The sequence below is a fragment of the Peribacillus sp. YIM B13481 genome, assembly GCF_042787985.1.
In the GTDB taxonomy this organism is placed as follows: Bacteria; Bacillota; Bacilli; order Bacillales; family DSM-1321; genus Peribacillus; species Peribacillus simplex_A.
This window is the reverse complement of the sequence record NZ_JBHZPE010000007.1, coordinates 108838-132690: the sequence shown is the minus strand read 5'-3', so window position 1 is coordinate 132690 and position 23853 is coordinate 108838. Positions and strand designations below refer to the sequence as shown.

Here is a 23853-nt window from a genome sequence, read left to right as displayed (position 1 = left end):
AAAAAAAGGTAGATTTCCTCAGAATAAACTGAGAAAATCTACCTCTATTGGTCCGAAGGGACTTTTTCAGTGCCCTCGCTTTAACGCCTGTCTTTTTTCCATTTTTCAATCCCTCCGTCAGATAGGGATGTGGAAATCCTCATTCAAAATGATTAGTCCACCACTTTTCCCCAAACGGATGGTTTTTCTACATGAAAATCAATTTATGCTGATTATTGAAACGGTATTCCAATTTCATGATATCCCGAACGAACTCTGGTCCATATAGATTCAAGTAATAAAAAACATTCCAAATCCTCTCCTGGGGTGATCCAAGAGGATACATCGAATTTGCTATCCGTTCATATTTTTTCAATATGACCGAATGACGTTCCTTTGTACGGTCACCAATTTTCCCATACATAAAATCCAGTTGCTTTTGGATGAATTCAATGTTTTTATTCAACATTGGCTCAAGTCCTCTATCTATAGAGACAGCGCGGACAAAAAGCTTTCCATGGTTCTCTTCAAGCTGTGATTTCAGCGTCCCAAACAGCTGGTCAATCGTCTCATCTTTCACGGAATCGAGATAACTTTTTACTGCATTAGCGGTTCCTTCAGTCAGAACAGTTTCCAAACTGAGTTCCATTTCTTCAAGATCTGCATGGACACTGCGCTCCACAAGCGTGATGTTTAACCTAGGAATGATTGGAGGCATCTTCATGGAAAACAGCTCAAAAGCCTGTTTTAATTCTGCCCAATAGGCTATTTCCCCTGGACCAGAAATGAAAGCCAAAACAGGGAAAAGCATTTCCTGCATAAGTGGGCGTGTAATGACATTGTTGCTTAATCGTTCTGGATGGTTTTTGGCTATCTGCAGGAGTTCCTGCCTGGAAAAAGATACCTCGCCGTTTTTCCCGCTGAAACCGCCTTCTACACGTTCGAGTAAACATCGGTCTTTTTTTTCTGGATCATAATAAAATAAATTCGCTGCCTGTTTATCCATTTCTATCATTTTTGCATACCCTTTAGCATGCATGAATGACTGCTGTTCCTCGACCACTTCAGCAATCCTTTCACTTTCATTGATCATCGATTCGAAGTAGGCCCTCTCGATTCGCCTTAATTCCGGATCTCCCGCATCGACTAGTAAAAGTCCATATTCTTTGAACCATTCATGAATCAGCCGGGCGAAAAAATCGACGAAGGTTTTTGATTGCCTGAAGGTTTCTTTCATATCAATCAGAAGTTTATTCGTAAAGGCCGTTTCACCATATGTTTCAATGATTTCTTCAAACCACTTCTCTGCCTTTTCCGTTTCCAGTTCCACATCAGAAACCATTGTTTTATACGGCTGATAGGAAGGATAGGTTTTTTTGTAGGGTTTACCGTTTTTCATTACATAAACATGATTGACTTCAGCTAAATCATGATCTTCTCCAGCTATCCAAAAAACTGGAATCACTGGCTGCCCTAGTTCTTTTTCCTGTTCTTCCGCAAGCTTAATGACCGAAATCACTTTGTGAATGGTATACAGCGGGCCAGATAATAACCCAGCCTGCTGTCCCCCGATAACGACCACGGAATCATCCCTGCGCAACCTTTCAATATTTCCCTTAACGGACTCACTGCTTGAAAGACGAGACATGTATTGTTGTATGTAATCCGACAATTCACCACGTAAAAAAGAGCGGTTCATCAATTCATTATATCTATTGCGATAAATGTCAGGCTTAGACAAGTCATAGTGAAAATAATCTTCCGTTTCAAGGCGGTTTTGTAAATAGTCCGATGCAAAACGGTTTAACGATGGTAACGCGAGATCTTTCATCTCCATTTCTGTTCTCCCTTTCTCTGCAACTACAATTCTTTTTAGAGTATAACATTCCGGTTTAAGAAAACAAAAGAAGTTGCCCAGCAGCAGAAAATTGATGCGATGTTCTATGTTATGTAGTCAATATCTTAGTAATACTTGTAATTAAACCAATGGAAAATAACAGAAGATAAGCTAAAAAAAAGAAGGCGAAGTTCACTCTCCAAAAACCCTTTAATACCTTACGGAAAATGATTTCTTCCTTCACCTTGTAATGGACAAGGACCACCACGAATGCGTTGATGATCATGATGAGCATGATCACCCAAAGAATTTGCTTATCCCAAATTGTAATAATTAAATAATGGACGGATATTACGAACAGCAGCGTACTCATGTCCATAGCAAATTGAACGGAGCGCCTATGGTTTCCAGTGAATTGTTTGGCACTTATAAAAAAAAGTATATACCCTACGAAAGGCAAGGTAATGAATATCGCGGCAAGGCTTGAAACAACGTTCGGCACCCTCTCATCCCCCCTGAGACTCTTTTCCTTTGACCATCTTATATAGAGAAGACGTCAGGCAATCACTTTTCCCTTTACTCTTTGCCTCCGAGAGGATATGACCCAAAATAGCATCAATTTCCGTTTTTCGGCCATTTTCTAAATCTGTCAGCATCGACGATCGATTTTCCGCTGTCGCCATACAAACGGATTTCACATGTTCAAATGACTCTGTTCTATTTTGGATTTCCAAAATACCAGAGATTTCTTCAAAAAGGGCTTGAAACAATTGATAATAATGGGCATTAGTGATTAGACCGCCATTTTCCACAGCAAGGATCGCTGTTAATGGATTTATCACTGAATTAACGACAAGCTTATCCAACAGCATCGTATGATAATCTTCACTCTTAGTGAAGGGGAATTGATCGAACATTTCATTAACTAACGAGAGTTGTTCAAGTTCCCCTTTAAATGAAGCGATCCTTGTAATGCCTAATCCAGTGTGTTCTACGGTATTCAAATCATGTTTCAATGCCCCATGCTCCACTACCCCCACATAGATGGCTTGGGATTGAAGCTGCTTCAAATAAGAAATATGCCCGTAGCCATTCTGCAAGAAAAGCAACGGAACCTGGATATCATTGATCCTCGGCAGTATTTGCGGCAGGTGATATTGCTTAACGGCCATTATAAGAAGATCCTCATCCGAAATCCCCTCATCCAAGCTCTTTGAAACGATGCCTGCCAGCAGATGGCTTTCACCATCCACAATAAGACGAATACCCTCATGATTGATGATGGAGGCCTGTTCCGCAGTATGGGTATAAAGAGTCACTCTATGGTTTTCACTCAAATGAGATGCAAACAGCAGCCCGATGGCCCCTCCCCCAATGATTCCAATTCTCATAATAACCTTCCTTACTATTTGAAATATATTAACTATTTTAACACATTATCCTTTTTACCCTGCATCAATTTTCACATCAACAACTTTGGAAACCCCCGCTAATCAACTTAAATGAAGTTCCCCAGCCCATCAACAAGGGTCGCAATGGAATTTAATGAAAAGAATTTTAAATACCCATTAGAAGATATATTTCCTTCTTCAAGCGATAATTTAATGGTATATTATATAGGAAAAGCTTACATTCTTTAGACTATATAGGAACAAAGATACCCCCAATCTCAACCATCGAGAAATCGAAGGGAATGGGCGGGGGATAAAAGGCTGTAGGCATTTAGTCAGCAAGGATAAATCTGTCGATGTCATACTAGATTTAGCCTTTAGCTGGAATTCCACATGGTAAAGATCGGTGGGATGACTTTCAATGGGTAATGGGAAGAGGTTTATCAGAATTAAGGGGGAGCTTTTTTATGGAATACAAGGTGGAACGATTACTTGTTAATTTTAAAACGCTTGAGGAATTCAAAAAGTTCAAAGAATACGGGATACAGGAACTGTCAATGCTAGATGATTTAGAGGGTAACATCATTGAAAATGACAGCCAGTCACCTTTTTATGGAATCTTTTATGGCGACAAACTTGTAGCACGGATGAGCCTGTATAAAAGAAGCGCTAAATTTGACCAGTATTTTGACAATTCAAGGGACTTCCTTGTTCTTTGGAAACTTGAAGTCCTGCCTAACTATCAGAAAAAGGGGTATGGAAAAGCTTTAGTCGAATTCGCCAAAAGCCTGAACATGCCTATCAAAACCAACCCAAGAGTCCATTCACAAGACTTTTGGAAAAAAATGGGATTTTGTGCAGTTTCCTATGATATGGAAAGGGACCTCGGAGAAAACCCACTGATTTGGAGCCCATTTGACAAACAAGAAAATAAAGAAATAGATACACAAGGATAAGGAAATATAGAAAATGCGGGCGGATTTTCCCACCCGCATTTTCTATTTACTTACCCTTTCCAAATTGCCATTCTTATCCATTTGAAAACTCACCTTCGGATTCGTTTTTTCATCTTCTTGTACACTAAGCTTTCTTGCCCGCTCCATAATCTGCATTAACGCACGATAATCTTCCTCTACTGCTTTCAAGTTTTCTTTAAGCAGTGAATTCTCTTCCAGTAATCGTCCATTTTCCCGGTCAAGTAATAGGGACCGCTCAAAAATCCGTTCTTTTTCCTTATTTTCAAGCTGAAAAAATTCATCCATTTTGGTTAAATATAATATAACTTCCTGGAGGGTGATAGATTCTTTTTCTTCCTCCTGGGGCGATTTTTGTTCAATAGTGTTATTTTCCACCACTGGAACGGAATCCCTTTCCAAATCAGGATCATTGACCACCTGTTCTTTCCTTTGTTTTTTTGCCAGCTCAATCCCTGATTTATATTGCTTCCTTACAAATGAATTCCAACGGAATCCACATGCAGCCGATGTCCTCGATAATTGTTTCCCCACTTCTTCAAAAGCCTTTAATTGTGTACTGCCTTCCCGTATATGCCTTAGTACCACTTCAGCCAACAACAAATCTTCATCGTGAGTCCATGCATCTTGTCTCGCAATCGACATCTCTCTACCTCCTTAGCAAGTTTTAATTCATAATATGCACTTGCTAGGAAAGATAGAAGATATATAGAGCGGGTAATATTTATTTTTTCTTATTTAAAAAACGGTCAACTGCAGCATGATGCTCATCACTCGCCCACAGTTTAGAACATTCCCGGATTTCCGCATCCATCCTTCCTCTAAGCCCGCTATACTCCCATTTATGGACAAGCAATCTTTTATAAGCCATCAATACCCCTGTCTCATGGCGAAGAAAATCTTCTGCGAACTTCTCCCACCCATCCAATCCTTCTCCGACTATCTCATCTACGAAACCAAATTCCTTTGCTTCCTCAGCTTTATGTATTTTTGCATCCAATAATAGCTTCAGCGCTTTTTGCTCTGGTATTTTTTCAAGCAAAAGTGAAGCTCCGCCCCAGCCAGTCGTGATTCCTAGAGTTCCTTGTACAAATCCTAGCTTAGCTCCGCTCTTTGCCAATCTGAAATCACAAGCTGTCGCTATTTCGCATCCCCCTCCGACTGCACTTCCGTTGATGAGTGCAAATGTCGGTTTAGGAAAAACTGCTAGTGTATAAAGTATTTCACCCATTTTCGATAACATAGTAAAGGCTTCTTCTTCTGTATGCAAATCCTGAAATTCACTTAAATCCCCACCTGAACAGAATGCCTCAGAGCCCGCCCCTGTCAGGACGAGCAACTTAACTTCGTCATCGTGTGCCGCTTCTGACAATATCGACTTAAGTTCGTCCATCAATTGATAATTCACGGCATTCCTTTTCTCCGGTCTATTAATTAGGACCTTCATGATACCTCGTATATCCTTTTCAACCTTAATCATCTGATACACATATTCACCTTCTCCAAAATCATCATCGAATATAGATGTTTCTAAATATTCTGCCAAATAAATTTGCAAAAAAAACACAGAGATATATCTCTGCGCTTTTTTTAGCGTGTTGCATCAAGAAAGCAAAGCTCTCAAGTAGGTCAAGAAATTATTTTGCGACAACTTCTTTTCCTTTATATGTTCCACATTCTTTACAAACGTGATGTGAAAGAGTCATTCCACCACAGCTCGGGCATTCTACCATACCAGGTACTTGAAGCTTGAAGTGTGTACGACGTTTTCTTTTTACAGTTTTCGACGTTCTTCTAAAAGGTACAGCCATTATTCCCACCTCCTTAAAAAATATAAAAAAGCTGGAAAAATCGGATTAGCGATTTTTCGTTCCAATCAAGATTCTTTATTGTTGTCAAAAAAGTCGGCAAGCTTTGCAAATCTCGGATCAACCTTATGCTCATTTTCTACTTCAGAAATAACAGCCCAGTCTTTCCCAGATTGAGGAGCAGCTTCGTTTGAATCGACATCCTCACAAAAAACCTGCATCGGAATTTCTAGCAATAAATTTTCTTTAATTACCGGTATAAGGTCTACAACGTCACCTTCCACAACAGTGACATCATCTCCGTAGAAATCAGTGCCATCTGCTTTTAAAAGAAAGGTTTCCTTTGTATCAATATCAATCGGATATTTAACGTCTACCAGTGTACGGGAGCAAGGTAATGTTAATTCACCTGAAAGATGCAAGTGAAAAGTAATCTCGGTAGAGCTTATATCAGCTCTTCCTGCTACTCTAATCGGAGAAACATCGCGAATTTGCGGGTCTCTTTCTCTAATGTCTAAGACATCCACCAGTTCATCAAACCGTAAATCTTTGTCCCGAATTTTTTGAAGTTGACTAATTGTCCATTTCAAATGAAATCACCTCAAGGCAACAAAAATAATTATAGCTTTCAATTATAAGTTTGTCAATATTTTTTCTTTACACTATAATGTAGTCATCCTAACTGATTATCCATGGTTAAGAATCTTTTCAAACAAAAAATCAAGACGAATCATTATAGTAATTTTACTTGAAATACTATTTTAGCACTAAGTTGAAAAAATACAAAGTTTTTCTCTGAGGTGAACGAATGAAAGCTTGCGGTTTAGTTGTCGAATATAACCCTTTTCATAATGGACATGTTTTACATGCAAGAGAAAGTAGAGAAAAAACAGGGGCAGATATTGTTGTGGCAGTTATGAGTGGACCCTTTTTACAACGTGGCGAGCCTGCTATCGTCAGCAAGTGGACACGTGCCGAAATGGCCTTGAATGGCGGCATAGATCTTGTCATCGAGCTTCCCTATGCTTTTGCAACACAGAAGGCGGAGATATTTGCAAAAGGATCTATCTCTCTTTTGGAATCCCTTGGCTGTGACTCTTTTTGCTTCGGAAGTGAGGATGGCAGAATTGAACCATTCATCACCGCCCATAGAATTCTTACGGATAATTCCGCTGCATTCGATGCCGCCATTAAATCGTACATGGATACCGGTAATAGTTATCCGTCCAGTGCTGCCAAGGCCTATCGATCGATCACCAATGGTGATGCGGCACTGGATTTGGCGAAGCCTAATAATATTCTTGGAAAGGAATATGTAAGTGCAGCCCTTTCTAACGGCTTTTCCATTCGCCCTTATACGATTCAAAGGGTTGCTGCCGGATACCATGAAACAAAGTTGTCTAAAGACCCTATTGCCAGCGCAACTGGGATACGTAAAGCCATCCATGAACAGCAGGAATTGAATCCCGTTTCCAGTTATATTCCTCAACCGACAATGAGTGCTCTTGAGCAATATTTATCGAACTATCATGCATTACATGACTGGGAAATGTATTGGACCATGTTGAAATACCGAATCCTGTCTTCCTCTTTAATCGAATTGGCAGAGATTTACGAAATTGAAGAAGGCATAGAACACCGAATAAAGGAGATGGCCAAACAATCTTCGAGCTTTACTGGATTCATGGCCGCTCTGAAGACAAAACGCTATACATGGACACGCCTTCAGCGGATGTGTGTCCATGTATTGACTCATACATTAAAGGAACAAGTGATTCACAATGACCAACCAGCCTATATCAGACTTCTTGGCATGAATGGCCGGGGACAAGAATATCTTCGTACCGTTAAAAAAGGCTTACCTCTCCCGCTCATCTCTAAACTTTCGTCCTATCAGAAGCAGGACATCGATATGGACTTACGAGCGGCACAGGTGTATGCATTGGGCTTGTCCGAACCGTATCAAGCTGACTTGATGAAACGGGAATATGAAGCCCCCATCATTATCAAATGAAGATGCATTTAAGCTTGGCCTGCCCGGTCCTTACATGTAAAATCAGCTAATCAAAAAAAGCGGAAACAGAAGATGACTGTGAAGTGAACACAAAAAGTTAGACACTTCATTTAGTTACGCTGCTCCTAAGGATTGAGTTCGGTATTGCACCGGACTTAATCCTATTAATTTTGCCTTGATCCGTTTGTGATTATAGTATTCGATATAGTTTTCCAGCTCTTGTTTGAAATGGGACATCCTGTAGTATCCTTGCAGGTAAAGTAATTTTGATTCAAATTTTTGATGACCGCGTCATCGAGACAGTTTCCTTTACGGGACATACTTTGTGTAATCCCTTGGTCCTCGAGAGCTTGTACTATTGCCTCATTTTATTTGCCACCCTTGATCCGAATGAAGGACAGGGGTCTCTAAGCAAGCTTGATCTAACATCTTGGACACAAGCTCGAAAGACAGGGCGTGTTTCAATCGTATAAGAAATAATTTCACCATTGTATAGATCGAGAATAGGTAAAGATATCATTTTTCAACAAAGAGATGAAACCCTGTCACATCTGTCACCCATTCTCGTTCAGGTTTAATGCCGTGAAATTATTGAAGCTGGGCTCACGGAATGAGATGCATGGTACTCAGCGATTTTACGGGATCCTATCCTTCCAAGTACTGCGAAACCACTTCTACTTTATCTTCAAATAATCTCACCATAAAAAATACACCTCCAATTGCTAGACTTTTGTCTAACAATTGGGGTGCAGTTCACTGCCTGCGCTTTTTTTCTTTTTCTTTTTCTTTTAGATTAGTTAAATAGGCTAAAGCATCCTCAAAGTTGTCAACCGGAACGATCTTCATGTCCGTTCCAATGTCCTTTGCTGCAATGAGTGCATCTTCATAATTCGAACCAGCCGCTCCGTTTTCATTTGGGGCAAAGAATATTTCTGCCCCAGATTTATCGGCAGCCACTATTTTCTGTTGAATCCCGCCAATTGGACCGACTGTACCATCATCCGACATCGTTCCTGTACCGGCAATATCATATCCTTTTGTAAGGTCGCCTTCTGTTAATTGATTATAAATCTCCAAAGAAAACATTAAACCGGCAGAAGGTCCGCCTATTTGTTCTGAATCTATGGCAATCGCCGGTTTTGTGGTCACCTTTCGATTATCATCTAGCGAAATGCCTATTCCAACCCTATTTGGGTCATCTTTAAAAGGCTGCAATGAAAGAACGGCTGTTTTCTTCGTCTCCTCCCGCTTATACACTATTTTTACTTCATCTCCAGCTTTTTTTCCATTAATGTAATCCATGAATTCCTGTGCAGACTTGAAATTAACATTATCGACCTGAATGATTTGGTCGCCCGCTTTCAGTTCTTTAGCTGCCGGCATTCCTTTAAGCACGTCCAAAACATAAACACCCAGGTACTTGTAATCAACTTCTTTCCCTGCTTTTTCATATGCTATCTGAATGGCATTATTTTTAGATTCATCCATTAAGTGAAGCTGCCTGATATTATATTCTTCATCTGTTTCATCTTCGCTTCGAATGGAGGTTTCCGGATAAAGCTCCTGATATTTGCTCCACTTCGCCAGCATATAGGAATAAATATTCGCCCGGCCCATCCTTACAGTGGTTAACATAAAGCTGCCTTTCGCTTCATCTCCTCCGGAAACCTCTATGATTGGCTCCAATTCTTTAGCCATTCCTGGTTTTGTTACATAAAAAGGTAGGGAATAAAGGGCTGATGCTATGAGAAGTATAGCCACCACCAGGAAAGTGCGTACATACATTTTACGGCTCATTTTCAAAGGACTCCTTCCAAGTAACAATGCTTTGCTTAATTTGATCTATCTTTCCTCTTGCAGCTTCTTCTCCAATACTAATTATTTCCTGAACGTTTGTAAATGATTTCGAGCTGTATTTCTCAACCCTGGGGCGGATCATGACGTCTGAAGCAAACTCCCTGCTTTTAACCAGCTCCATTTGCAGGATATCGAGGCTTTGCATAATGACATCATATATGGAGTTTATCTCCATATCCTGTTTCACGTGGGCTACATCTACTCCAATTATGATATCGGCTCCCATATCCTTCACGACGGAAACAGGGACCCTGTCAACAACCCCGCCATCAACAAGCAGCCGATTTCCAATTTTCTCGGGAATGAAAATACCTGGAATGGAGATGCTTGCCCTTACAGCTGGAGCGATGGGACCTTCCTGAAAAATGACCTTTTCCCCCGTTTTTATATCAGTGGCGACCACTGCCACAGGAATATCGAGTTCTTCAAATTTCTTACCATATGTAAATACCCTGATTAAATCCTTTGTCCGTTTACCTGAAATGAGGCCCATTTTAGGTATGGTAAAGTCTAAATAATACTTTCGCTTAAATGCACGGGACAACTTATACAGCCTCTCGATATCCGAACCTGCTCCATAAAAGGCCGCAACCATAGCGCCCATGCTGCTTCCAGCAATCATATCTATCGGAATGCCTTCTTGCTGTAATACCTTTATCACTCCAATATGTGCAAAACCCCTAGCTCCTCCTGACCCAAGTGCAAGCCCGACCTTTGGTCTCGACAAAGATATCCCCCCCGCTGAAATAACACTCATTCAAAGTTATGGTCTTAAACGGATTTATAGAAGCATATTATTTATATTGACAGTGAAACAAGCATTGCAGTAAAAGCCTATAACCATGTAATTGAATGGCTACATTGAAATTTCCATTGTACGGATCATCCTCATTTCATCCTGTACATTACTTTTCGAGAAAAGGAAATTCATATTTTATTATATACGAAACGGACTGCCCTTATTTAGTAACCTTCAAGAGGAGGCTGAATTTTGCTAAAATCAAAATCTAAAACAGTACTGTTAGCTACCTCCGTCACGATGATGGCAGTTGGCTTGATCATCTTCCCCCAAGAATCTTTCGAAGCTTCCAAAAGCGGGCTGAATATGTGGTGGAAAATTGTTTTCCCTTCTCTTCTACCTTTCTTGATTTTCTCGGAGTTATTAATCAGTTTTGGGGTTGTCAGGTTCATCGGCGTCATTCTCGAACCATTTATGCGTCCATTGTTCCGTGTACCAGGAGTGGGCGGGTTTGTTTGGGCGATGGGACTTGCATCAGGGTTTCCAGCTGGAGCGAAGTTCACTGTAAGGTTGCGTCAGGAGGAGCAATTAACCCGCATTGAAGCTGAAAGACTTGTTTGTTTTACTAATTCATCAAATCCATTGTTCCTGTTCGTTGCCGTCGCCGTAGGGTTTTTCCACAATCCTCATTTAGGGATCATCCTTGCGCTTTCCCACTACCTAGGAAATTTTTGTGTAGGCATCATCATGCGTTTTTACCGTTGGAAAGAAGAAAAATCCCCTACAAAAGTAATGAACAAGCTCCCCTCCATTAGACAAGCGTTTAGCCAGATGCACAGAACCCGAATAAAAGAAACAAGACCATTTGGCAGTTTACTTGGAGATGCCGTGATCTCATCCATTCAAACCTTATTAATGATTGGAGGATTCATCATACTCTTTTCGGTGGTCAACAAACTTTTATTTCACATGAACATTACCGGATCGCTCGCATCGTTGGTCGCAGGGATTTTACATATTTTTAATTTCCCGGATTCCTTAAGCCTACCGTTCATATCAGGCATGTTTGAAATGACTCTTGGTTCAAAATTAACCAGTTCGGTCGAAAATGCAAATCTCTTTCAGCAAACTGTGATGACAAGTTTCATCTTGGCTTTCAACGGATTCAGCATTCAAGCGCAAGTTGCCAGCATCATAGCAGCAACAGACATTCGTTTCACTCCCTTTTTTCTGGCTAGGATAGCACATGGCCTTCTGGCATCCATAATCACCGTCTTGCTTTGGGAACCATTCTATAATGAAAATAGGTACAGCGGCAACCCGATACACGCCTTCCCAGTCAGTGGTTCTGGTGAACATGCGCATTCCCTTTATCAGAACATGCTTGATTTCGGTCCTATTCTTACCCTCGCGTTTTTGATCCTATACATCATCATATTTACCAAAAGGCTGTTCAAAGGCCTTTCTTAAACCGAAAAAAGAGCATTGCGCGGTTAGCAATGCTCTTTTTTCTATTCTTTCTGTTCCTCGTACTTTTTGGAAAGAGCTTTCTGGACAACAGGTGGCACTAGTTCAGAGATATCCCCGCCATATTTCGCAACCTCTTTCACGATACTTGAACTCAAGAAAGAATATTGATTTTTCGTCATGATAAAGAATGACTCTATTTTACTGTTAAGGAAACGGTTCATTGAAGTTCCCTGCATTTCATATTCAAAGTCGGAAGTCGCCCTCAGTCCCCTGATAATGGCATTCGCGGAAACGCTTTCAGCATAGTCGACCGTCAATCCTTGATAGAAATCCACTTTAACATTTGGCATATGGGCCGTTGCTTCAGTAATCAATTCCAGCCTCTCCTCCACTGTGAACAGTGAATTTTTCGCTGAATTGTTCACGATGACCACATATACTTCATCAAAAACATTCGCCCCCCTTTGAATGATATCAAGATGACCAAATGTTATTGGATCAAAACTCCCCGGACAAATCGCTATTTTGGACATTCATAGTTCCCCCTGTTCGTGTATGTTTCCCCATTGATAAATCGTAACGGCAATGACGCCATAAACCTCTTTTCTCTTAACGGTAAAATCGCCAACTCTTTCTGGCAATGTAACATCATGGCCATGTTCACAAACAATATATCCCATATCGCTCAGCAATCGGTATTTATGTATTTCTTCAAGAATCTCCACAAGCTTTTGTTTCTTATAAGGTGGATCAAGAAAAATTAATTCAAAAGTCATTTCCCTTTTCACCAAAGCTTTCAATGCACGCTCTGAATCATTTTTATAAACTTCAGCACGGTCTGAAAACTTACATAGTTCCAAATTGGCCTTAACCGTTTGATTTGCTTTAAAATCCCGGTCAACAAATATGGCTTTATCCATGCCCCTGCTTAACGCTTCAATTCCCAGTCCACCGCTCCCGGCAAACAAGTCCAGGACTTGCCCTCCTTCGAAATAAGGCCCAATCATATTGAAAATGGATTCCTTAACTTTATCAGTAGTCGGCCGGGTTCCTGTACCCGGTACAGCCTTAAGTGGTCTTCCTTTGCAAATTCCGGAAACGACCCTCATCATTCTCACCACATTTTTTGACAAATTTCTGTTACTTTCCTATCCTAACATATTAGAAAAAGCTAGCCAATAATAAAAGCCATTTCCTTCAATTCCAAGATGAAAATCAACTTATCATTTCGTACCTTGGATAGATGATATCCATTCTTTAGATAAATCACTTACATTTTGAATAATAAAGTGGTTTTTGGCAATAATAAGAATAACAACATTCCTTTTTAGGTGTTGTTGCCAACCGCGGAGAAGGCTTACGTTTCCCCATAAGTTCTTCCTCCGGTTTCTCCTCTCCCTTTGCCTTCTGGTCCTTATTTAGACATAGAAGGACCCTGCAAATTTTTGCAGGGCTTTTTTTATTGATAAAACCTATGATACCTAAGTTTCTTTTTCATGATTCGTCAATGAAGTTGTCCTTCTCTTTTATGAGGGATAATGATAAAGTAATGAATAAAAGTTAGTTAGGAGAGGTTTAATTGATTCAACGTTTTATTGAACTTGGACAAGGATATTCCGATATATATGAGTTGCTGGAAGTAGGACGCAGCCAGAAACATCGGGTCGCAAGGCTTTTGGCTTTGCATACTACAATAAATGATAAAAAGGTAACGTCATTGGTTATCGTCATGCAGCCTACAGATCCAGGGAAATTCCAACCGCTTTACATTTGCCGTGAAGGTATACCGAACCCCCATGCCACCAAAAACAAACGCTATGAGCTTTTTGAGAACTTGGCGGAGGAACTGGATAAATCCATAATTGAAATCGATATGAAACCTTCGGTGCTCTTTGCAGAAATCGAGTTGTACTACCAACACTTAATCGGAATTTTGCGAATGAACAGATATCTGCCTCCATTAGGTTGAGAGATATTGATGCACTATTGAAAAAGGCTGACTCCGCAAGAGTCAGCTTTTTTAAATCCCCATTTTATAATCATATTCTTTCGCTTTATCCGGTTTGGAGTTTTCGAATTCCACCTTCAAAAAAGGCTTGTAAGAAAGGTCCACTTTTTTTACGAACGAATAATTATTCAGCTTTTCCACCAGTGGTTCCACTTCATCCATATTCGTATAAAGGACTACGTATTTCAACTTTTTTGAAACATAATGGATATTCCCAAATTTCCTAAGCATTTTGGCTTGTTTTAATGTATGTAAATAGACGATGATTCCCTGTCTCGCTCCAAGCATATCAATAACTCCCTTTTATAAAGGTTTTAACTAAGTGTAGCATAGCAGAATCTTTACTTTCAACCAAGAAAAAAGATTATAAACGAAATTCTCTTACTATTATGAATATACATACTGTGAAGGGAGCCGAAAAAACGATGGATTTAGACCAAATTTGGCAACAATTTATGGATCATCTATTAGATAATGATGAAATCACCAAAGTTTCGATAAAAAAATTTACAGGTATACCATTTATATATATCGATTTTCATCCGGCACAAAATGATATAAGTAAGCTTTCTATCATAATAAAAAAAGCCGCAGGCCTTTCAATGCGTGGCAAGCAGCTCCATTGTGAAACCATTTTCGTACGGCAGGAAGAACCTTTATATGTATTCCGTCATCGTTTTTATGTGCCGCAGCAAAAGATGTTTTGCTGCGGCAATCTTTGTCCGGACTGTATCCTATACCGCAGTTAACCCCTTTTAGTCTTCAATCGCACTTGTAACCTATCCATAATATAAAAAAAGGCTAAAAACTGGTGAAAGGTTCAAAAAAGGAATTTTTTATACATGCATCGTTTCATTCCTAACACTTTCTGTAGAAGGTGCCGTATATGAAACAGCCACCGAACTCCGAAATAATATCGAATTTCGATGGCTGCAGGTTCTTTCCATAAACCATAAAAGCCGGCAAACAATGGTTATGATCTGGCTATTTCATTAAGCAGAGCATCCACAACTTCCGCCGGTTCCGCAACTTCCCGTCGAACATCCACCTGATGATACAAAAAATGGATTGCCCGCAGGGGTTTTGACCTGTTCTGAAACCGCTCGTCCTATTCTTCCGCTTATTTCATCAAGAACGGATTGCAATTCGGTCTCCGCCCGCTTAAACTCGGCAACGGCAGGATGCATATCCATGTCTCGTTTAGCTTCCCTTGTCTCTAAATTGATACGCTTATAATCCGGATGATATTTACCGAACCTTTGAACATCTTCAAATAGATCCTTTAGTGAAGTAAACTTGGAAATTTTCCGCTGTGCCTCTTTGTCGCTCTGTAATTTATATAAACTAAGGAGATATTCTTCCCCTATTTCAGAATGAAGGATCATTTCAGCTAATCCTTCAGCCTGTTGTAAAATGTCGATGATTTCCATAGTAGCAAGCATTAACAAGCTCACCTCCATCACCATTTTACCATTTCTCTCTTTCACATGCTAATGGTTTGATTAAATCGAGGAAGTGATATGTACTTCAAACTCTTTTTGAAGCCCTGTTTTTTCACCTGAAGCATTCAAAATCTCCAGCTTAATTTTATGCATGCCATTCGGGACATCCTTTAAGATAAATGCAGCCGTTCTCATATCGACTTTCTTTTGATTATCAATAAATACAGACACAGTTGCCAATTGTTCAGAATTCGTTTCAGAAAACACATAGTTTTTCAAGTAGCACTCCACATAGACGGAGTTGCCTTTCACAAAAGTTTTTACCCGAAAATCCTCATCTGAGTTTCGGACGCTCGATACAGTGGTGGCAGCTTTAAGGGAAGGTTCACCTTGTAGGGCTACTCCTGAATTTTCAGGTTCCGGTATTTTCTTTCCACATCCCGATGCTGCCATCAACACTGTTAGAACCACAATCAACTTTCTCATAACATCGTCCCCCTTTTGCCTTTATTGTTCGCCAAAAGGAGTAATTTACTCTTTTTTTCTTCATTCACCTGGAGCATTCATCGCTTGAAACATATGAAGCATCATGGAGGCAACCTGGACGCTTTCCGAAAATTTAGAAACCCGATGTGGAATAGACTTCTCAAAAAAATATTTCGCTTCAGTTTCAAATACATCCACTTCATGAGGATTACGCATTAACCTTTTGTACCAGGCAGGTTGAATCCTCAAGTAATTTCGCATATCATCATTCGTTTGAATGAATTCATATATATTCTGACGCATGAAAAACCCTCCTTAATCTTTAGTGAATAAAAAAGGGTTAGCTCTCTGCTCTCTTTCTTTTTTAGGGGGACTGGTATCTTCTGATTTATTCCCTTGGAAAGCAGATAGCACTCCTTGGATTGCACCAATGGCCTGATTGGCATTTGTAATATATTGTTGAATCTGGCCCATATCCATATTTTTAACTGCACTCATTAACGAACCGATCAACTCAGTACTTTGGTCTCCCTTTTCTACCGGCGGTGATGGGGCTTCTGAATTCACTTTGGACTTATCCACGCTTACATCAGCCTGCCAGCGTGGATGATCTTCTCCGAGTAAATACCATTCTTCAAAAAGTTCCTGCCATGTTGCTTGCTTGTTTCTCACTTCATTCACTAAAAAAGGATGCTCCTTGACAAACTCCCGAAATCGATCGACGGAGGGGCGCTTTCTTTTTGCCATTACTCTCACCTCACACTTAGACATCGCCTATTGCACCATATGCTATAAGCAAATAAAATGTGCATCAAATTCCGCTTCAAATGCAATTGGATTTCATATAGTAAAAAAGGATGTATTTTCATGCCGAATACAAGTGAATTAAACAAGGATTCCCAGAACCCGGTTCAGTCTGTAGATGAAACGGAGTTATCGGTTTTATCTGGAATTGACTCAGATCTAAAAGCCAAAAGAGACCCAAAGTAAATATTCTTGTATTTCTAACCTACTGCAATTAAAAATTGCAAACAGGGGAAGACACTTACAATGATCATGCCTAAAAAACCCCTCTTGTACATAATGTATTGAAAATTACATATGGGGCATGATTGCTACCTTGATAGATTCGGGGATGGGTGCCTTGCAAACTCAACATGTCCACAAGGGTTCCGTTACTACGGATTTCCAAGTTCGATATGTGAAACCCTCCAATGGTGATCGATTAAAGTGTACGAGTAAATTAATAATAGAGGTAGTAAAACGATCATCATCGAGGGGAAGGTCAACCATGATGACGGGGAACTTTATGCTGTATAGACAGGAAATTTTTTAGAACAAGAAAACGGACCCCAAACGGATCCGTTTTTTTATTTTTTTATAAAATTCTGGGTGTAATACCTTTTATAAACCCCAACACCCAGACCTGTAAATTCCTCGTTCAGCATCGCATCCCGATGCCCTTTACTATTTAGCCAGCCCTCCATGACTGCAGCCGCGTCCACATAATTAGCCGCAATATTTTCACCTGCTGCCTTGTATTTAACATGACCTGCATCGAGACGTTTTTCCAAATCCCCTTTTGTTTCAGAAACATGGGTTCCTTCAGGAGCGTCCGTCATTTCCCGGCTATGAAGGTAGGCAACCTCAGCAGTTGGACCATCCCATTCTAAAGGATTAAGTTTAAACCTGCTGCGCATTATATTTGTAATATCGAAAATTTGCTGCTCATTGCCACCTTCCACTTTCGCCAAGTCTTCTTTAGAAAGTTCCTTGACGGTCACAAGTTTACCATGATAGGTCAATTCATACGGCTTTTGTTTTAATAGGGCGGAATCATTCAAAAATCGGACGCTTGAAACAGTCCCTGTGAATTTATCCAAATAAAGCTGAACATAAATGTTCCCTAGATCAATCAAAGGCCTCATGTTCATATCTTCCTCCGACAATTCAAAACGATAGGAACTGTCGCCAACTTCAATATCAACAGTAGGTTCTACATATAAGCTGGAATAGATGGCATCAATCGATTGTCCAATTTTAAAAGGAGCGACATTAACCTTATCACCGATTCCATAAGCAGATACCACTTTTCCATTCTCTACGGCCAGTTGAAAATAATTGTTATAGTCCTTTTTATAAACCCACCATTCATATCCATAGGCGGACATATCAATTCGATCCGGCTTACCGTATTCCTTTTCTATTTCTTTTGCCTTTTTTCCAATTGTTACTCCCAGACCTTCTGTCACTTTAGTCACCCCTTCTTTTTCGGAAGAAGTACTTTTTTCATTTATATGTCCATTGGGGTTAACGCCTTTGTTACCATCAATAAGAGGGTTACCTTCATTTTCATCGCCGATATTAAGATAAATACCGATTACGAAAAAAATAACGATTAACACCAAAACCTTTCCTAATCTGCGCAGAGGAACACTCCCTCTCTCTAATCTAATTTATGTATCCAATGCAAAAACCATTCTGTCCTGATTATATCACTGTTCAATCATAATTTTCTAATTTACGATAGACTGCCCCTTCATTAAATTTATTTTAAAGTGGAACTTTTGTGAATCATTAAAATACCGTGGTTGAGTTCATTGCAACTTCCACCATTTCGTACTATTATAAAATATAGGATAAAATGGTATATTATAAACATACTTGGAGATTTTTAATATATTCATGTACATAATATTTTTTCCGGTATGTCATTTTAATTCCCAATAGAAACATAGGAGGTACTACTCGTGAAATTTGAAAGCTTTGGAATCGAAAACATCACAGCCGACTTAAACCGATTAGATGACCTAATGCCGCAATATGGTTTAATACGTGCCGAACAATGGGATTACGAAAGAGTCAGTTACGATCGTAAGTTCGAATTAAAAGAAGGAACGTTTTACCTGCGAATACTTGGCTATGCTACAGAGGGCGATGTAGGCGCTCACAGAGCCGTCATCAAACTAATGGTTCCTCTATTAGGAAAACATTATTATCCACACGGGGTTGAATATGGCGAAGGGGAGGACTTCCCTGCATCATTAGTTAAACAAAGTGAAAAAATCCTCGCTCAGATCAAAGAAGAACTTACACAATTCACCGGCCTGTAAAAGCCGTTAGTAAAAAGTGCGGTACAAGGGAGCGGATCATGAGTGATGCTCTCTTTTTTTCCATTACAAAAGCCTGATGCTTTTTTTTGCATCAGGCTTCTTCATCATTTTAAAATCCTAGGATCGCCTTTATTAAAGATGTTGTTTCGCCGCCATGATAAATGACATAAAGCAGGATGTAAACGGCTACTCCAGTAATCCCAGTGAAAAACCAAATGATGCTTGTCGTAGGTCCGATTTTTTTATGAATGGCGAATTTACCTTTAAACCCAGTGGTAAGCATGATGATCCCCAAAACAGCTCCAGTTGTAGCAAGTGTTATATGGAAGATTAAAAAAATCGTATAATAAATTTTAATGTCATCCGGTCCACCAAATGACGTACTGCCAATAAAGACCGTACGAGTAAGATATATAGTGAAAAAGATTACCGCAAAAACCGCAGCTACCATCATGGTTTTTTTATGAGTCTCGATTTTGCGTTGTTTAATTTGATACCAGCCTATTGCAACAGTGATGGCACTTAATACAATGAAGGCTGTACTTATAGTTGGAAGGATTGGTAAAGACATATGAATTGTAGTCCTCTCTTTATTTATTAATCAACTACCATTTTATAAAAGGTAATCATAAATTTCAATAAAATCAAGTATTTTTAACAGAATGCTCACTTTTATGGTGATATCCAAGACAAAACACTGGCTATTTGCTTAGAAATTGATAATTCGATAACCATTTACAATCGTCACCGGTAAAACCTAGCAGGCAATGACAACATATAAAAAACTTGCCTCCCCCCCAAGACAAGTCTTTTATGGTACACCTATTCCACATGCTGAAATTCCGAAGGTATCGGATCGATTTCATTTTGTCCGCCATTCTCCTTTTTGAACCAAGCAAAGAAAATGATACCTAATACATAGCCTAATACGATTTCTTGGATCACCTTCATAAGAACCCCACCAAGCTGTTGATCCTCAAGCAATGGCAGTCCATTGAACATTTCTGGACCGCTGAGTGTCAAACTCGACAGTGCTGAAGCGGGAACGCAAAGTTCCATGGCACTTGCCCAAGATTCCGCATTGGTAAACGTATCATACATCGGATCATTAGCAAAAATGATTAAAGCGCAAGCTGGGGTCATTAAAATGCCACTCCCGAAAATATAAGCTACTTTTTTTACACCTGTTAGACTTTCGTGTTCTGGCAATTGATTGACAAGTGGGAACCACATCAAAACTGCAGTCGTAAATAATAGCACCGTATATCCGGCATGTATCCACATCCCCGTTTTGATAAAGTCGAACACTAACGGGATATGGTACAACGAGAAAAGAACATTAAATAGTAAAAGGGCGACAAGCGGTCTCGTGAAAAATTGAAATAACGCCTTCACTCCCCTTGAATTTATGAAAGTTCTCAATAGCCAATCCGGAATCGCAATGATAAATAAAGGCGGAATCACAAGATAGAGCAATGCCATTTGAAACATGTGGGCACTGAACATAATGTGACTCAATAAATCCAGTGGCGAACCCTTTACCACATAAAGCAGGAACATGGCTGTTAAAAAATAAGTTGTCTGTTTAACGGAAAGCGGTGAACTGCCTGAAAACGCCTTCCCTTTTTTTGTCACAAACAAAAAATAGCCAAGGGTTATAAGTACGAGGGCGGCAAAATAATAAGGACTCCACAAAGCGCGAAATCCGAAAATATCAATAGACAAAAAAATCACCTCGTTCAAAACAATTTTCTTACTTTCATTATAACTAAAATGATACATGATAACAAATATAGATAAACTTGGATTCTTTTTCTAGTAAATCAACACATAAAGAAAACCGGCTATCATTCAATAGCCGATTTTCTTATGGTTTATAACCAAACGATCGTTGTGAAAACAAGGACAGTTATTAAGCCGACTGCAAGGCCAGAAAATAAAAACAATGCAATGGTACCATGCCCTTTGTGCTTCATGTGCATAAAATAATACAATTGGAAAACCACTTGTATGACTGCCAGTAACAAAATGACTGGTTTAATGAACCAATGTGAAAACCCTTCGATTCCTACTGCAGCAAAAGCAAGTAATGTAAAGAAAATCATTAGTATAAATGTTATCACTTGATGTTTCATCTCTTCAGCATTTTTCTTACGGCGATATTTTAAATCGACATTCGGGTTCGCTGAATTTGATTGTTCATTCGCCATCAGTTATCCCACCATTCCCATTAAGTATACGACTGTAAAGATAAACACCCAGACTACGTCAATGAAATGCCAATAAAGACTCGCAACAAAAAATTTAGGAGCGTTATATAAATTCAAACCCCTTCCTGCATTACGTACCATTAGAGTTATGATCCAAAGCAAACCGAAAGCAACGTGTCCTCCGTGAAAACCAACTAAAGTATAAAACGCAGAGCCGAAGGCACTACTCGTAAATGTATGATGGAATTCATGAACATAGTGATTAAATTCATAAATCTCGAGGACTAAGAAACCAAAACCAAGGGCAACCGTAATAACAAGCCATGCCTGCATTTGTTTAAAGTGGTTATTTTTCATATGATACATCGCATACACACTAGTCAATGAACTGATCAATAATAGCATGGTTGCAACAAAAGTAAGCGGTAGCTCGAATAAGTCTTTCGCTAGGGCTGCGTCACCATTTGGAACTTTATCCTTCAATGCAAGGTAAGTTGCAAATAGTGAGGCGAATAATACCGTCTCTCCACCAAGAAACAACCAGAATCCCAAATACTTATTTTTACCTTCTAAAGTCGCTTTCTCGGGAGAAGCAGGCCAAGTAGCATCCGTGAATCTTTCATCTGCTTGCATTATGCCTTACCTCCCTTGTCTTTATCGTCCATAAGCTCTTCTTTATGAATATGGTATCCATGATCGTCTTTAACGGAACGGATAAACATTGAACCAAATGTCACCAAAAGTCCAACAATGATAATAGGCAGTGTCCACGACTTATCATCCATATGGTATAAAGCACCGAATGCGGCTATAAATAAACCGGAAGCAGTCGTCAGAGGAAGAATGGATGAATTTGGCATATGGATATCCCCAAGTGGTTCTGCAGGAGTCATTTCCTTTTTACCTTCCATTTTTTCAACCCAATAAGGATCTAATCCGCGGACTAGCGGCAATTGTTTAAAATTATAAAAAGGCGGTGGTGATGGAATGGCCCATTCAAGCGTACGGCCATCTCCCCATGGATCATTTCCGACTTTTTCATTTTTCACAGATGTAATGATTATATTTATGACCATAACCAAGACACCAAATGCCATCAAAAAGGCTCCAACAGTACTAATCATATTACCTGTATTGAGACCTTGATTATCCAAGAATGTAAATACGCGACGAGGCATCCCCATCAGACCTAAGAAATGTTGGATGAAGAATGTTAAATGGAAACCAATCAAAAACGTCCAAAATGTGATTTTCCCCAATTTTTCGCTTAACATAGTTCCAAACATTTTCGGCCAATAGAAATTGATTCCAGCCAGTAAACCTAATACAACCCCACCGACGATTACATAGTGGAAATGGGCAACAACGAAATAACTATCATGGTATTGATAATCAGCAGGTGCTGATGCAAGCATGATACCTGTCACGCCACCCATTGTAAAAGTAGGAATAAAGGCAACTGCATAAAGCATCGGGACCGTGAACTTAACGCTTCCTCCCCACATCGTAAAGATCCAGTTGAATATCTTAATACCAGTTGGTACAGCGATAGCCATAGTCGCTACGGCAAAGATTGCATTGGCAATAGGACCTAGACCTGTGGTAAACATATGATGGGCCCAAACCATGAAACCTAAGAAACCGATTAATACGGTTGCAAAAACCATCGATGAATAACCAAATAATCTTTTTCTGGAGAATGTAGCAAAAATTTCTGAAAAAATACCGAACGCTGGAAGAATAAGAATATATACTTCCGGGTGACCGAATATCCAGAATAAATGCTCCCAAATAATCGTATTTCCTCCAGCTGCTACATCAAAGAAATTCGCGCCAAACATCCGATCGAACATCATTAACACCAATCCCACGGTAAGCGGAGGAAAAGCGAATAATATCAATGCAGAAACAACGAAAGTTGACCATGTAAACAGCGGCATACGCATATATGTCATACCAGGCGCACGCATATTAATAATGGTTACAAGGAAATTGATCCCTGCAATTAGTGTTCCAAAACCCGATATTTGTAGTCCGAGGACATAAAAGTCAATGCCATGGCCTTCGGAATGCAGGGAAAGTGATGCATACGATGTCCAGCCTGCATCAGGAGCGCCCCCTAAAAACCATGAAAGATTTAAAAAGATTCCCCCAAAGAAAAATAACCAAAAACCTAATGAGTTCAAATATGGGAACGCAACATCACGTGCCCCTATCTGTAATGGTACAACCGCATTCATAACAGCAAATACTAATGGCATGGCCGCCAGAAATATCATTGTCGTACCGTGCATGGTCAAAATTTCATTATAAAATCCGGCACTTACGAAGTCATTATTTGGGATTGCAAGCTGGATACGGATAAACATCGCTTCCAAACCGCCGATTACAAAGAATAACCCGCCAGAGATAAGATATAAAATGGCGATTTTCTTATGGTCTACCGTCGTCAGATAATCCCAAATCGTAGCGCCAAATCCTTTTTTATTAGCGTACGTACTCACGATTTAACCTCCTTAATCAAT

Annotated in this window: 29 protein-coding genes and 1 pseudogene; 7 read left to right on the top strand and 23 right to left on the bottom strand. The window is 39.7% G+C overall.

Features of this window, described 5'->3' with window-relative positions; translation table 11 throughout:
• Window positions 1-187: 187 nt before the first annotated feature.
• From bshC to ACFX4X_RS07255, 3 genes are all read right to left on the bottom strand, one after another.
• Window positions 188-1816, bottom strand: coding sequence for a bacillithiol biosynthesis cysteine-adding enzyme BshC (gene bshC / locus ACFX4X_RS07265; RefSeq protein ID WP_377382687.1), 1629 nt, complete (start codon window positions 1814-1816; stop codon window positions 188-190).
• A gap of 109 nt (window positions 1817-1925) precedes the next feature.
• Window positions 1926-2318 (bottom strand): DUF3397 domain-containing protein, encoded by a 393-nt coding sequence (locus tag ACFX4X_RS07260; protein WP_061462317.1) that lies wholly within the window; start codon window positions 2316-2318, stop codon window positions 1926-1928.
• 4 nt (window positions 2319-2322) lie between these two features.
• Complete coding sequence (locus tag ACFX4X_RS07255) at window positions 2323-3207, bottom strand: 2-dehydropantoate 2-reductase (RefSeq protein ID WP_377382685.1); 885 nt, start codon at window positions 3205-3207, stop codon at window positions 2323-2325.
• A gap of 467 nt (window positions 3208-3674) precedes the next feature.
• On the opposite strand from ACFX4X_RS07255, the gene ACFX4X_RS07250 reads away from it, so the two are divergent.
• A complete protein-coding gene (locus ACFX4X_RS07250) occupies window positions 3675-4163 on the top strand; it encodes an N-acetyltransferase (RefSeq protein WP_377382684.1) in 489 nt (162 codons plus the stop codon).
• 42 nt (window positions 4164-4205) lie between these two features.
• Here the strand turns inward: ACFX4X_RS07250 and ACFX4X_RS07245 are convergent, their stop codons facing one another.
• The 4 genes from ACFX4X_RS07245 to ACFX4X_RS07230 form a co-directional block, all read right to left on the bottom strand.
• On the bottom strand, window positions 4206-4826 hold the full coding sequence (locus tag ACFX4X_RS07245) for an RsfA family transcriptional regulator (RefSeq protein ID WP_284471320.1): 621 nt from the start codon (window positions 4824-4826) through the stop codon (window positions 4206-4208).
• A 79-nt stretch (window positions 4827-4905) separates the two neighbouring features.
• Window positions 4906-5661 carry an enoyl-CoA hydratase/isomerase family protein gene (locus ACFX4X_RS07240; protein WP_377382693.1) on the bottom strand — a complete coding sequence of 252 codons (756 nt, stop codon included), beginning with the start codon at window positions 5659-5661 and terminating at the stop codon, window positions 4906-4908.
• Between the two features lie 157 nt (window positions 5662-5818).
• Complete coding sequence (gene rpmF, locus ACFX4X_RS07235) at window positions 5819-5992, bottom strand: 50S ribosomal protein L32 (RefSeq protein ID WP_034313929.1); 174 nt, start codon at window positions 5990-5992, stop codon at window positions 5819-5821.
• 65 nt (window positions 5993-6057) lie between these two features.
• Window positions 6058-6579, bottom strand: coding sequence for a YceD family protein (locus tag ACFX4X_RS07230; protein WP_089362405.1), 522 nt, complete (start codon window positions 6577-6579; stop codon window positions 6058-6060).
• A gap of 218 nt (window positions 6580-6797) precedes the next feature.
• On the opposite strand from ACFX4X_RS07230, the gene ACFX4X_RS07225 reads away from it, so the two are divergent.
• Entirely contained in the window at window positions 6798-8003 is a 1206-nt protein-coding gene (locus tag ACFX4X_RS07225; RefSeq protein ID WP_377382682.1) for a nucleotidyltransferase, read from the top strand.
• A gap of 114 nt (window positions 8004-8117) precedes the next feature.
• On the opposite strand, the pseudogene ACFX4X_RS07220 reads toward ACFX4X_RS07225, so the two are convergent.
• From ACFX4X_RS07220 to ACFX4X_RS07210, 3 genes and pseudogenes are all read right to left on the bottom strand, one after another.
• A pseudogene (locus ACFX4X_RS07220) lies at window positions 8118-8591 on the bottom strand (DDE-type integrase/transposase/recombinase); the annotation flags it as partial.
• A gap of 165 nt (window positions 8592-8756) precedes the next feature.
• Complete coding sequence (locus tag ACFX4X_RS07215; protein ID WP_377382680.1) at window positions 8757-9800, bottom strand: SepM family pheromone-processing serine protease; 1044 nt, start codon at window positions 9798-9800, stop codon at window positions 8757-8759.
• Window positions 9790-10587, bottom strand: coding sequence for a patatin-like phospholipase family protein (locus ACFX4X_RS07210; RefSeq protein ID WP_061462309.1), 798 nt, complete (start codon window positions 10585-10587; stop codon window positions 9790-9792). Before ACFX4X_RS07210 ends, ACFX4X_RS07215 begins: the two co-directional genes overlap by 11 nt.
• 264 nt (window positions 10588-10851) lie before the next feature.
• Between ACFX4X_RS07210 and ylbJ the strand changes: the two genes are divergently transcribed.
• Entirely contained in the window at window positions 10852-12069 is a 1218-nt protein-coding gene (gene ylbJ, locus ACFX4X_RS07205) for a sporulation integral membrane protein YlbJ (RefSeq protein ID WP_377382678.1), read from the top strand.
• 41 nt (window positions 12070-12110) lie between these two features.
• Here ylbJ and coaD read toward each other — a convergent pair whose 3' ends face one another.
• Window positions 12111-12602, bottom strand: coding sequence for a pantetheine-phosphate adenylyltransferase (coaD, locus tag ACFX4X_RS07200; RefSeq protein WP_061462307.1), 492 nt, complete (start codon window positions 12600-12602; stop codon window positions 12111-12113).
• Window positions 12603-13178 (bottom strand): 16S rRNA (guanine(966)-N(2))-methyltransferase RsmD, encoded by a 576-nt coding sequence (gene rsmD / locus ACFX4X_RS07195; RefSeq protein ID WP_377382692.1) that lies wholly within the window; start codon window positions 13176-13178, stop codon window positions 12603-12605.
• A 470-nt stretch (window positions 13179-13648) separates the two neighbouring features.
• Between rsmD and ACFX4X_RS07190 the strand changes: the two genes are divergently transcribed.
• Window positions 13649-14038 carry a DUF7147 family protein gene (locus ACFX4X_RS07190; protein WP_089362400.1) on the top strand — a complete coding sequence of 130 codons (390 nt, stop codon included), beginning with the start codon at window positions 13649-13651 and terminating at the stop codon, window positions 14036-14038.
• Window positions 14039-14089: 51 nt separating this feature from the next.
• On the opposite strand, the gene ACFX4X_RS07185 is transcribed toward ACFX4X_RS07190, so the two are convergent.
• Window positions 14090-14365 (bottom strand): YlbG family protein, encoded by a 276-nt coding sequence (locus ACFX4X_RS07185; RefSeq protein WP_048684554.1) that lies wholly within the window; start codon window positions 14363-14365, stop codon window positions 14090-14092.
• Between the two features lie 137 nt (window positions 14366-14502).
• Here ACFX4X_RS07185 and ACFX4X_RS07180 point away from each other — a divergent pair, with 137 nt between their 5' ends.
• Complete coding sequence (locus ACFX4X_RS07180; protein WP_377382676.1) at window positions 14503-14826, top strand: hypothetical protein; 324 nt, start codon at window positions 14503-14505, stop codon at window positions 14824-14826.
• Window positions 14827-15069: 243 nt separating this feature from the next.
• Here the strand turns inward: ACFX4X_RS07180 and ACFX4X_RS07175 are convergent, their stop codons facing one another.
• Genes ACFX4X_RS07175 through ACFX4X_RS07160 form a run of 4 tightly spaced genes read right to left on the bottom strand, consistent with a single transcriptional unit; the run spans window position 15070 to window position 16752 of the window.
• Window positions 15070-15519 carry a YlbF/YmcA family competence regulator gene (locus ACFX4X_RS07175; protein ID WP_061462303.1) on the bottom strand — a complete coding sequence of 150 codons (450 nt, stop codon included), beginning with the start codon at window positions 15517-15519 and terminating at the stop codon, window positions 15070-15072.
• Window positions 15520-15579: 60 nt separating this feature from the next.
• Window positions 15580-16005: a hypothetical protein gene (locus tag ACFX4X_RS07170; protein WP_125162518.1), complete on the bottom strand. Its 426-nt coding sequence runs from the start codon at window positions 16003-16005 to the stop codon at window positions 15580-15582.
• Window positions 16006-16065: 60 nt separating this feature from the next.
• Window positions 16066-16308: a YlbE-like family protein gene (locus ACFX4X_RS07165; protein ID WP_061462301.1), complete on the bottom strand. Its 243-nt coding sequence runs from the start codon at window positions 16306-16308 to the stop codon at window positions 16066-16068.
• A gap of 12 nt (window positions 16309-16320) precedes the next feature.
• Window positions 16321-16752, bottom strand: coding sequence for a YlbD family protein (locus ACFX4X_RS07160; RefSeq protein ID WP_061462300.1), 432 nt, complete (start codon window positions 16750-16752; stop codon window positions 16321-16323).
• A 120-nt stretch (window positions 16753-16872) separates the two neighbouring features.
• Between ACFX4X_RS07160 and ACFX4X_RS07155 the strand changes: the two genes are divergently transcribed.
• Window positions 16873-16995 carry a hypothetical protein gene (locus ACFX4X_RS07155; RefSeq protein ID WP_377382673.1) on the top strand — a complete coding sequence of 41 codons (123 nt, stop codon included), beginning with the start codon at window positions 16873-16875 and terminating at the stop codon, window positions 16993-16995.
• Window positions 16996-17375: 380 nt separating this feature from the next.
• Here the strand turns inward: ACFX4X_RS07155 and ACFX4X_RS07150 are convergent, their stop codons facing one another.
• Window positions 17376-18410 carry a CAP domain-containing protein gene (locus ACFX4X_RS07150; protein WP_284471325.1) on the bottom strand — a complete coding sequence of 345 codons (1035 nt, stop codon included), beginning with the start codon at window positions 18408-18410 and terminating at the stop codon, window positions 17376-17378.
• 345 nt (window positions 18411-18755) lie between these two features.
• Here ACFX4X_RS07150 and ACFX4X_RS07145 point away from each other — a divergent pair, with 345 nt between their 5' ends.
• Window positions 18756-19118, top strand: coding sequence for a YugN family protein (locus ACFX4X_RS07145; protein WP_061462299.1), 363 nt, complete (start codon window positions 18756-18758; stop codon window positions 19116-19118).
• 109 nt (window positions 19119-19227) lie between these two features.
• On the opposite strand, the gene ACFX4X_RS07140 is transcribed toward ACFX4X_RS07145, so the two are convergent.
• The 5 genes from ACFX4X_RS07140 to ctaD all read right to left on the bottom strand — a co-directional run bounded on the left by ACFX4X_RS07140 (window position 19228) and on the right by ctaD (window position 23832).
• Complete coding sequence (locus ACFX4X_RS07140; RefSeq protein WP_061462298.1) at window positions 19228-19689, bottom strand: DUF420 domain-containing protein; 462 nt, start codon at window positions 19687-19689, stop codon at window positions 19228-19230.
• Window positions 19690-19940: 251 nt separating this feature from the next.
• Window positions 19941-20843 carry a cytochrome c oxidase assembly factor CtaG gene (gene ctaG, locus ACFX4X_RS07135; RefSeq protein WP_284471326.1) on the bottom strand — a complete coding sequence of 301 codons (903 nt, stop codon included), beginning with the start codon at window positions 20841-20843 and terminating at the stop codon, window positions 19941-19943.
• Window positions 20844-20992: 149 nt separating this feature from the next.
• Window positions 20993-21328: a cytochrome c oxidase subunit IVB gene (ctaF, locus tag ACFX4X_RS07130; protein WP_061462296.1), complete on the bottom strand. Its 336-nt coding sequence runs from the start codon at window positions 21326-21328 to the stop codon at window positions 20993-20995.
• A 3-nt stretch (window positions 21329-21331) separates the two neighbouring features.
• Entirely contained in the window at window positions 21332-21961 is a 630-nt protein-coding gene (locus tag ACFX4X_RS07125) for a cytochrome (ubi)quinol oxidase subunit III (RefSeq protein WP_061462295.1), read from the bottom strand.
• Window positions 21961-23832 (bottom strand): cytochrome c oxidase subunit I, encoded by a 1872-nt coding sequence (ctaD, locus tag ACFX4X_RS07120; protein ID WP_284471327.1) that lies wholly within the window; start codon window positions 23830-23832, stop codon window positions 21961-21963. Before ctaD ends, ACFX4X_RS07125 begins: the two co-directional genes overlap by 1 nt.
• Window positions 23833-23853 lie beyond the last annotated feature (21 nt).

Bases quoted from the DNA above. Each gene is read 5' to 3' on its own strand.
- ACFX4X_RS07165 (WP_061462301.1), bottom strand. From the start codon at position 16,308: ATGCGTCAGAATATATATGAATTCATTCAAACGAATGATGATATGCGA.
- ACFX4X_RS07185 (WP_048684554.1), bottom strand. From the start codon at position 14,365: ATGCTTGGAGCGAGACAGGGAATCATCGTCTATTTACATACATTAAAA.
- ACFX4X_RS07225 (WP_377382682.1), top strand. From the start codon at position 6,798: ATGAAAGCTTGCGGTTTAGTTGTCGAATATAACCCTTTTCATAATGGA.
- ACFX4X_RS07215 (WP_377382680.1), bottom strand. From the start codon at position 9,800: ATGAGCCGTAAAATGTATGTACGCACTTTCCTGGTGGTGGCTATACTT.
- ACFX4X_RS07175 (WP_061462303.1), bottom strand. From the start codon at position 15,519: ATGCTTGCTACTATGGAAATCATCGACATTTTACAACAGGCTGAAGGA.
- rsmD (WP_377382692.1), bottom strand. From the start codon at position 13,178: ATGAGGGTCGTTTCCGGAATTTGCAAAGGAAGACCACTTAAGGCTGTA.
- ctaF (WP_061462296.1), bottom strand. From the start codon at position 21,328: ATGGCGAATGAACAATCAAATTCAGCGAACCCGAATGTCGATTTAAAA.
- ACFX4X_RS07240 (WP_377382693.1), bottom strand. From the start codon at position 5,661: ATGATTAAGGTTGAAAAGGATATACGAGGTATCATGAAGGTCCTAATT.
- ACFX4X_RS07170 (WP_125162518.1), bottom strand. From the start codon at position 16,005: ATGAGAAAGTTGATTGTGGTTCTAACAGTGTTGATGGCAGCATCGGGA.
- ACFX4X_RS07250 (WP_377382684.1), top strand. From the start codon at position 3,675: ATGGAATACAAGGTGGAACGATTACTTGTTAATTTTAAAACGCTTGAG.
- ACFX4X_RS07255 (WP_377382685.1), bottom strand. From the start codon at position 3,207: ATGAGAATTGGAATCATTGGGGGAGGGGCCATCGGGCTGCTGTTTGCA.
- rpmF (WP_034313929.1), bottom strand. From the start codon at position 5,992: ATGGCTGTACCTTTTAGAAGAACGTCGAAAACTGTAAAAAGAAAACGT.
- coaD (WP_061462307.1), bottom strand. From the start codon at position 12,602: ATGTCCAAAATAGCGATTTGTCCGGGGAGTTTTGATCCAATAACATTT.
- ACFX4X_RS07160 (WP_061462300.1), bottom strand. From the start codon at position 16,752: ATGGCAAAAAGAAAGCGCCCCTCCGTCGATCGATTTCGGGAGTTTGTC.
- ACFX4X_RS07125 (WP_061462295.1), bottom strand. From the start codon at position 21,961: ATGCAAGCAGATGAAAGATTCACGGATGCTACTTGGCCTGCTTCTCCC.
- ACFX4X_RS07155 (WP_377382673.1), top strand. From the start codon at position 16,873: ATGCCGAATACAAGTGAATTAAACAAGGATTCCCAGAACCCGGTTCAG.
- ACFX4X_RS07245 (WP_284471320.1), bottom strand. From the start codon at position 4,826: ATGTCGATTGCGAGACAAGATGCATGGACTCACGATGAAGATTTGTTG.
- ACFX4X_RS07140 (WP_061462298.1), bottom strand. From the start codon at position 19,689: ATGTCTTTACCAATCCTTCCAACTATAAGTACAGCCTTCATTGTATTA.
- bshC (WP_377382687.1), bottom strand. From the start codon at position 1,816: ATGGAGATGAAAGATCTCGCGTTACCATCGTTAAACCGTTTTGCATCG.
- ACFX4X_RS07180 (WP_377382676.1), top strand. From the start codon at position 14,503: ATGGATTTAGACCAAATTTGGCAACAATTTATGGATCATCTATTAGAT.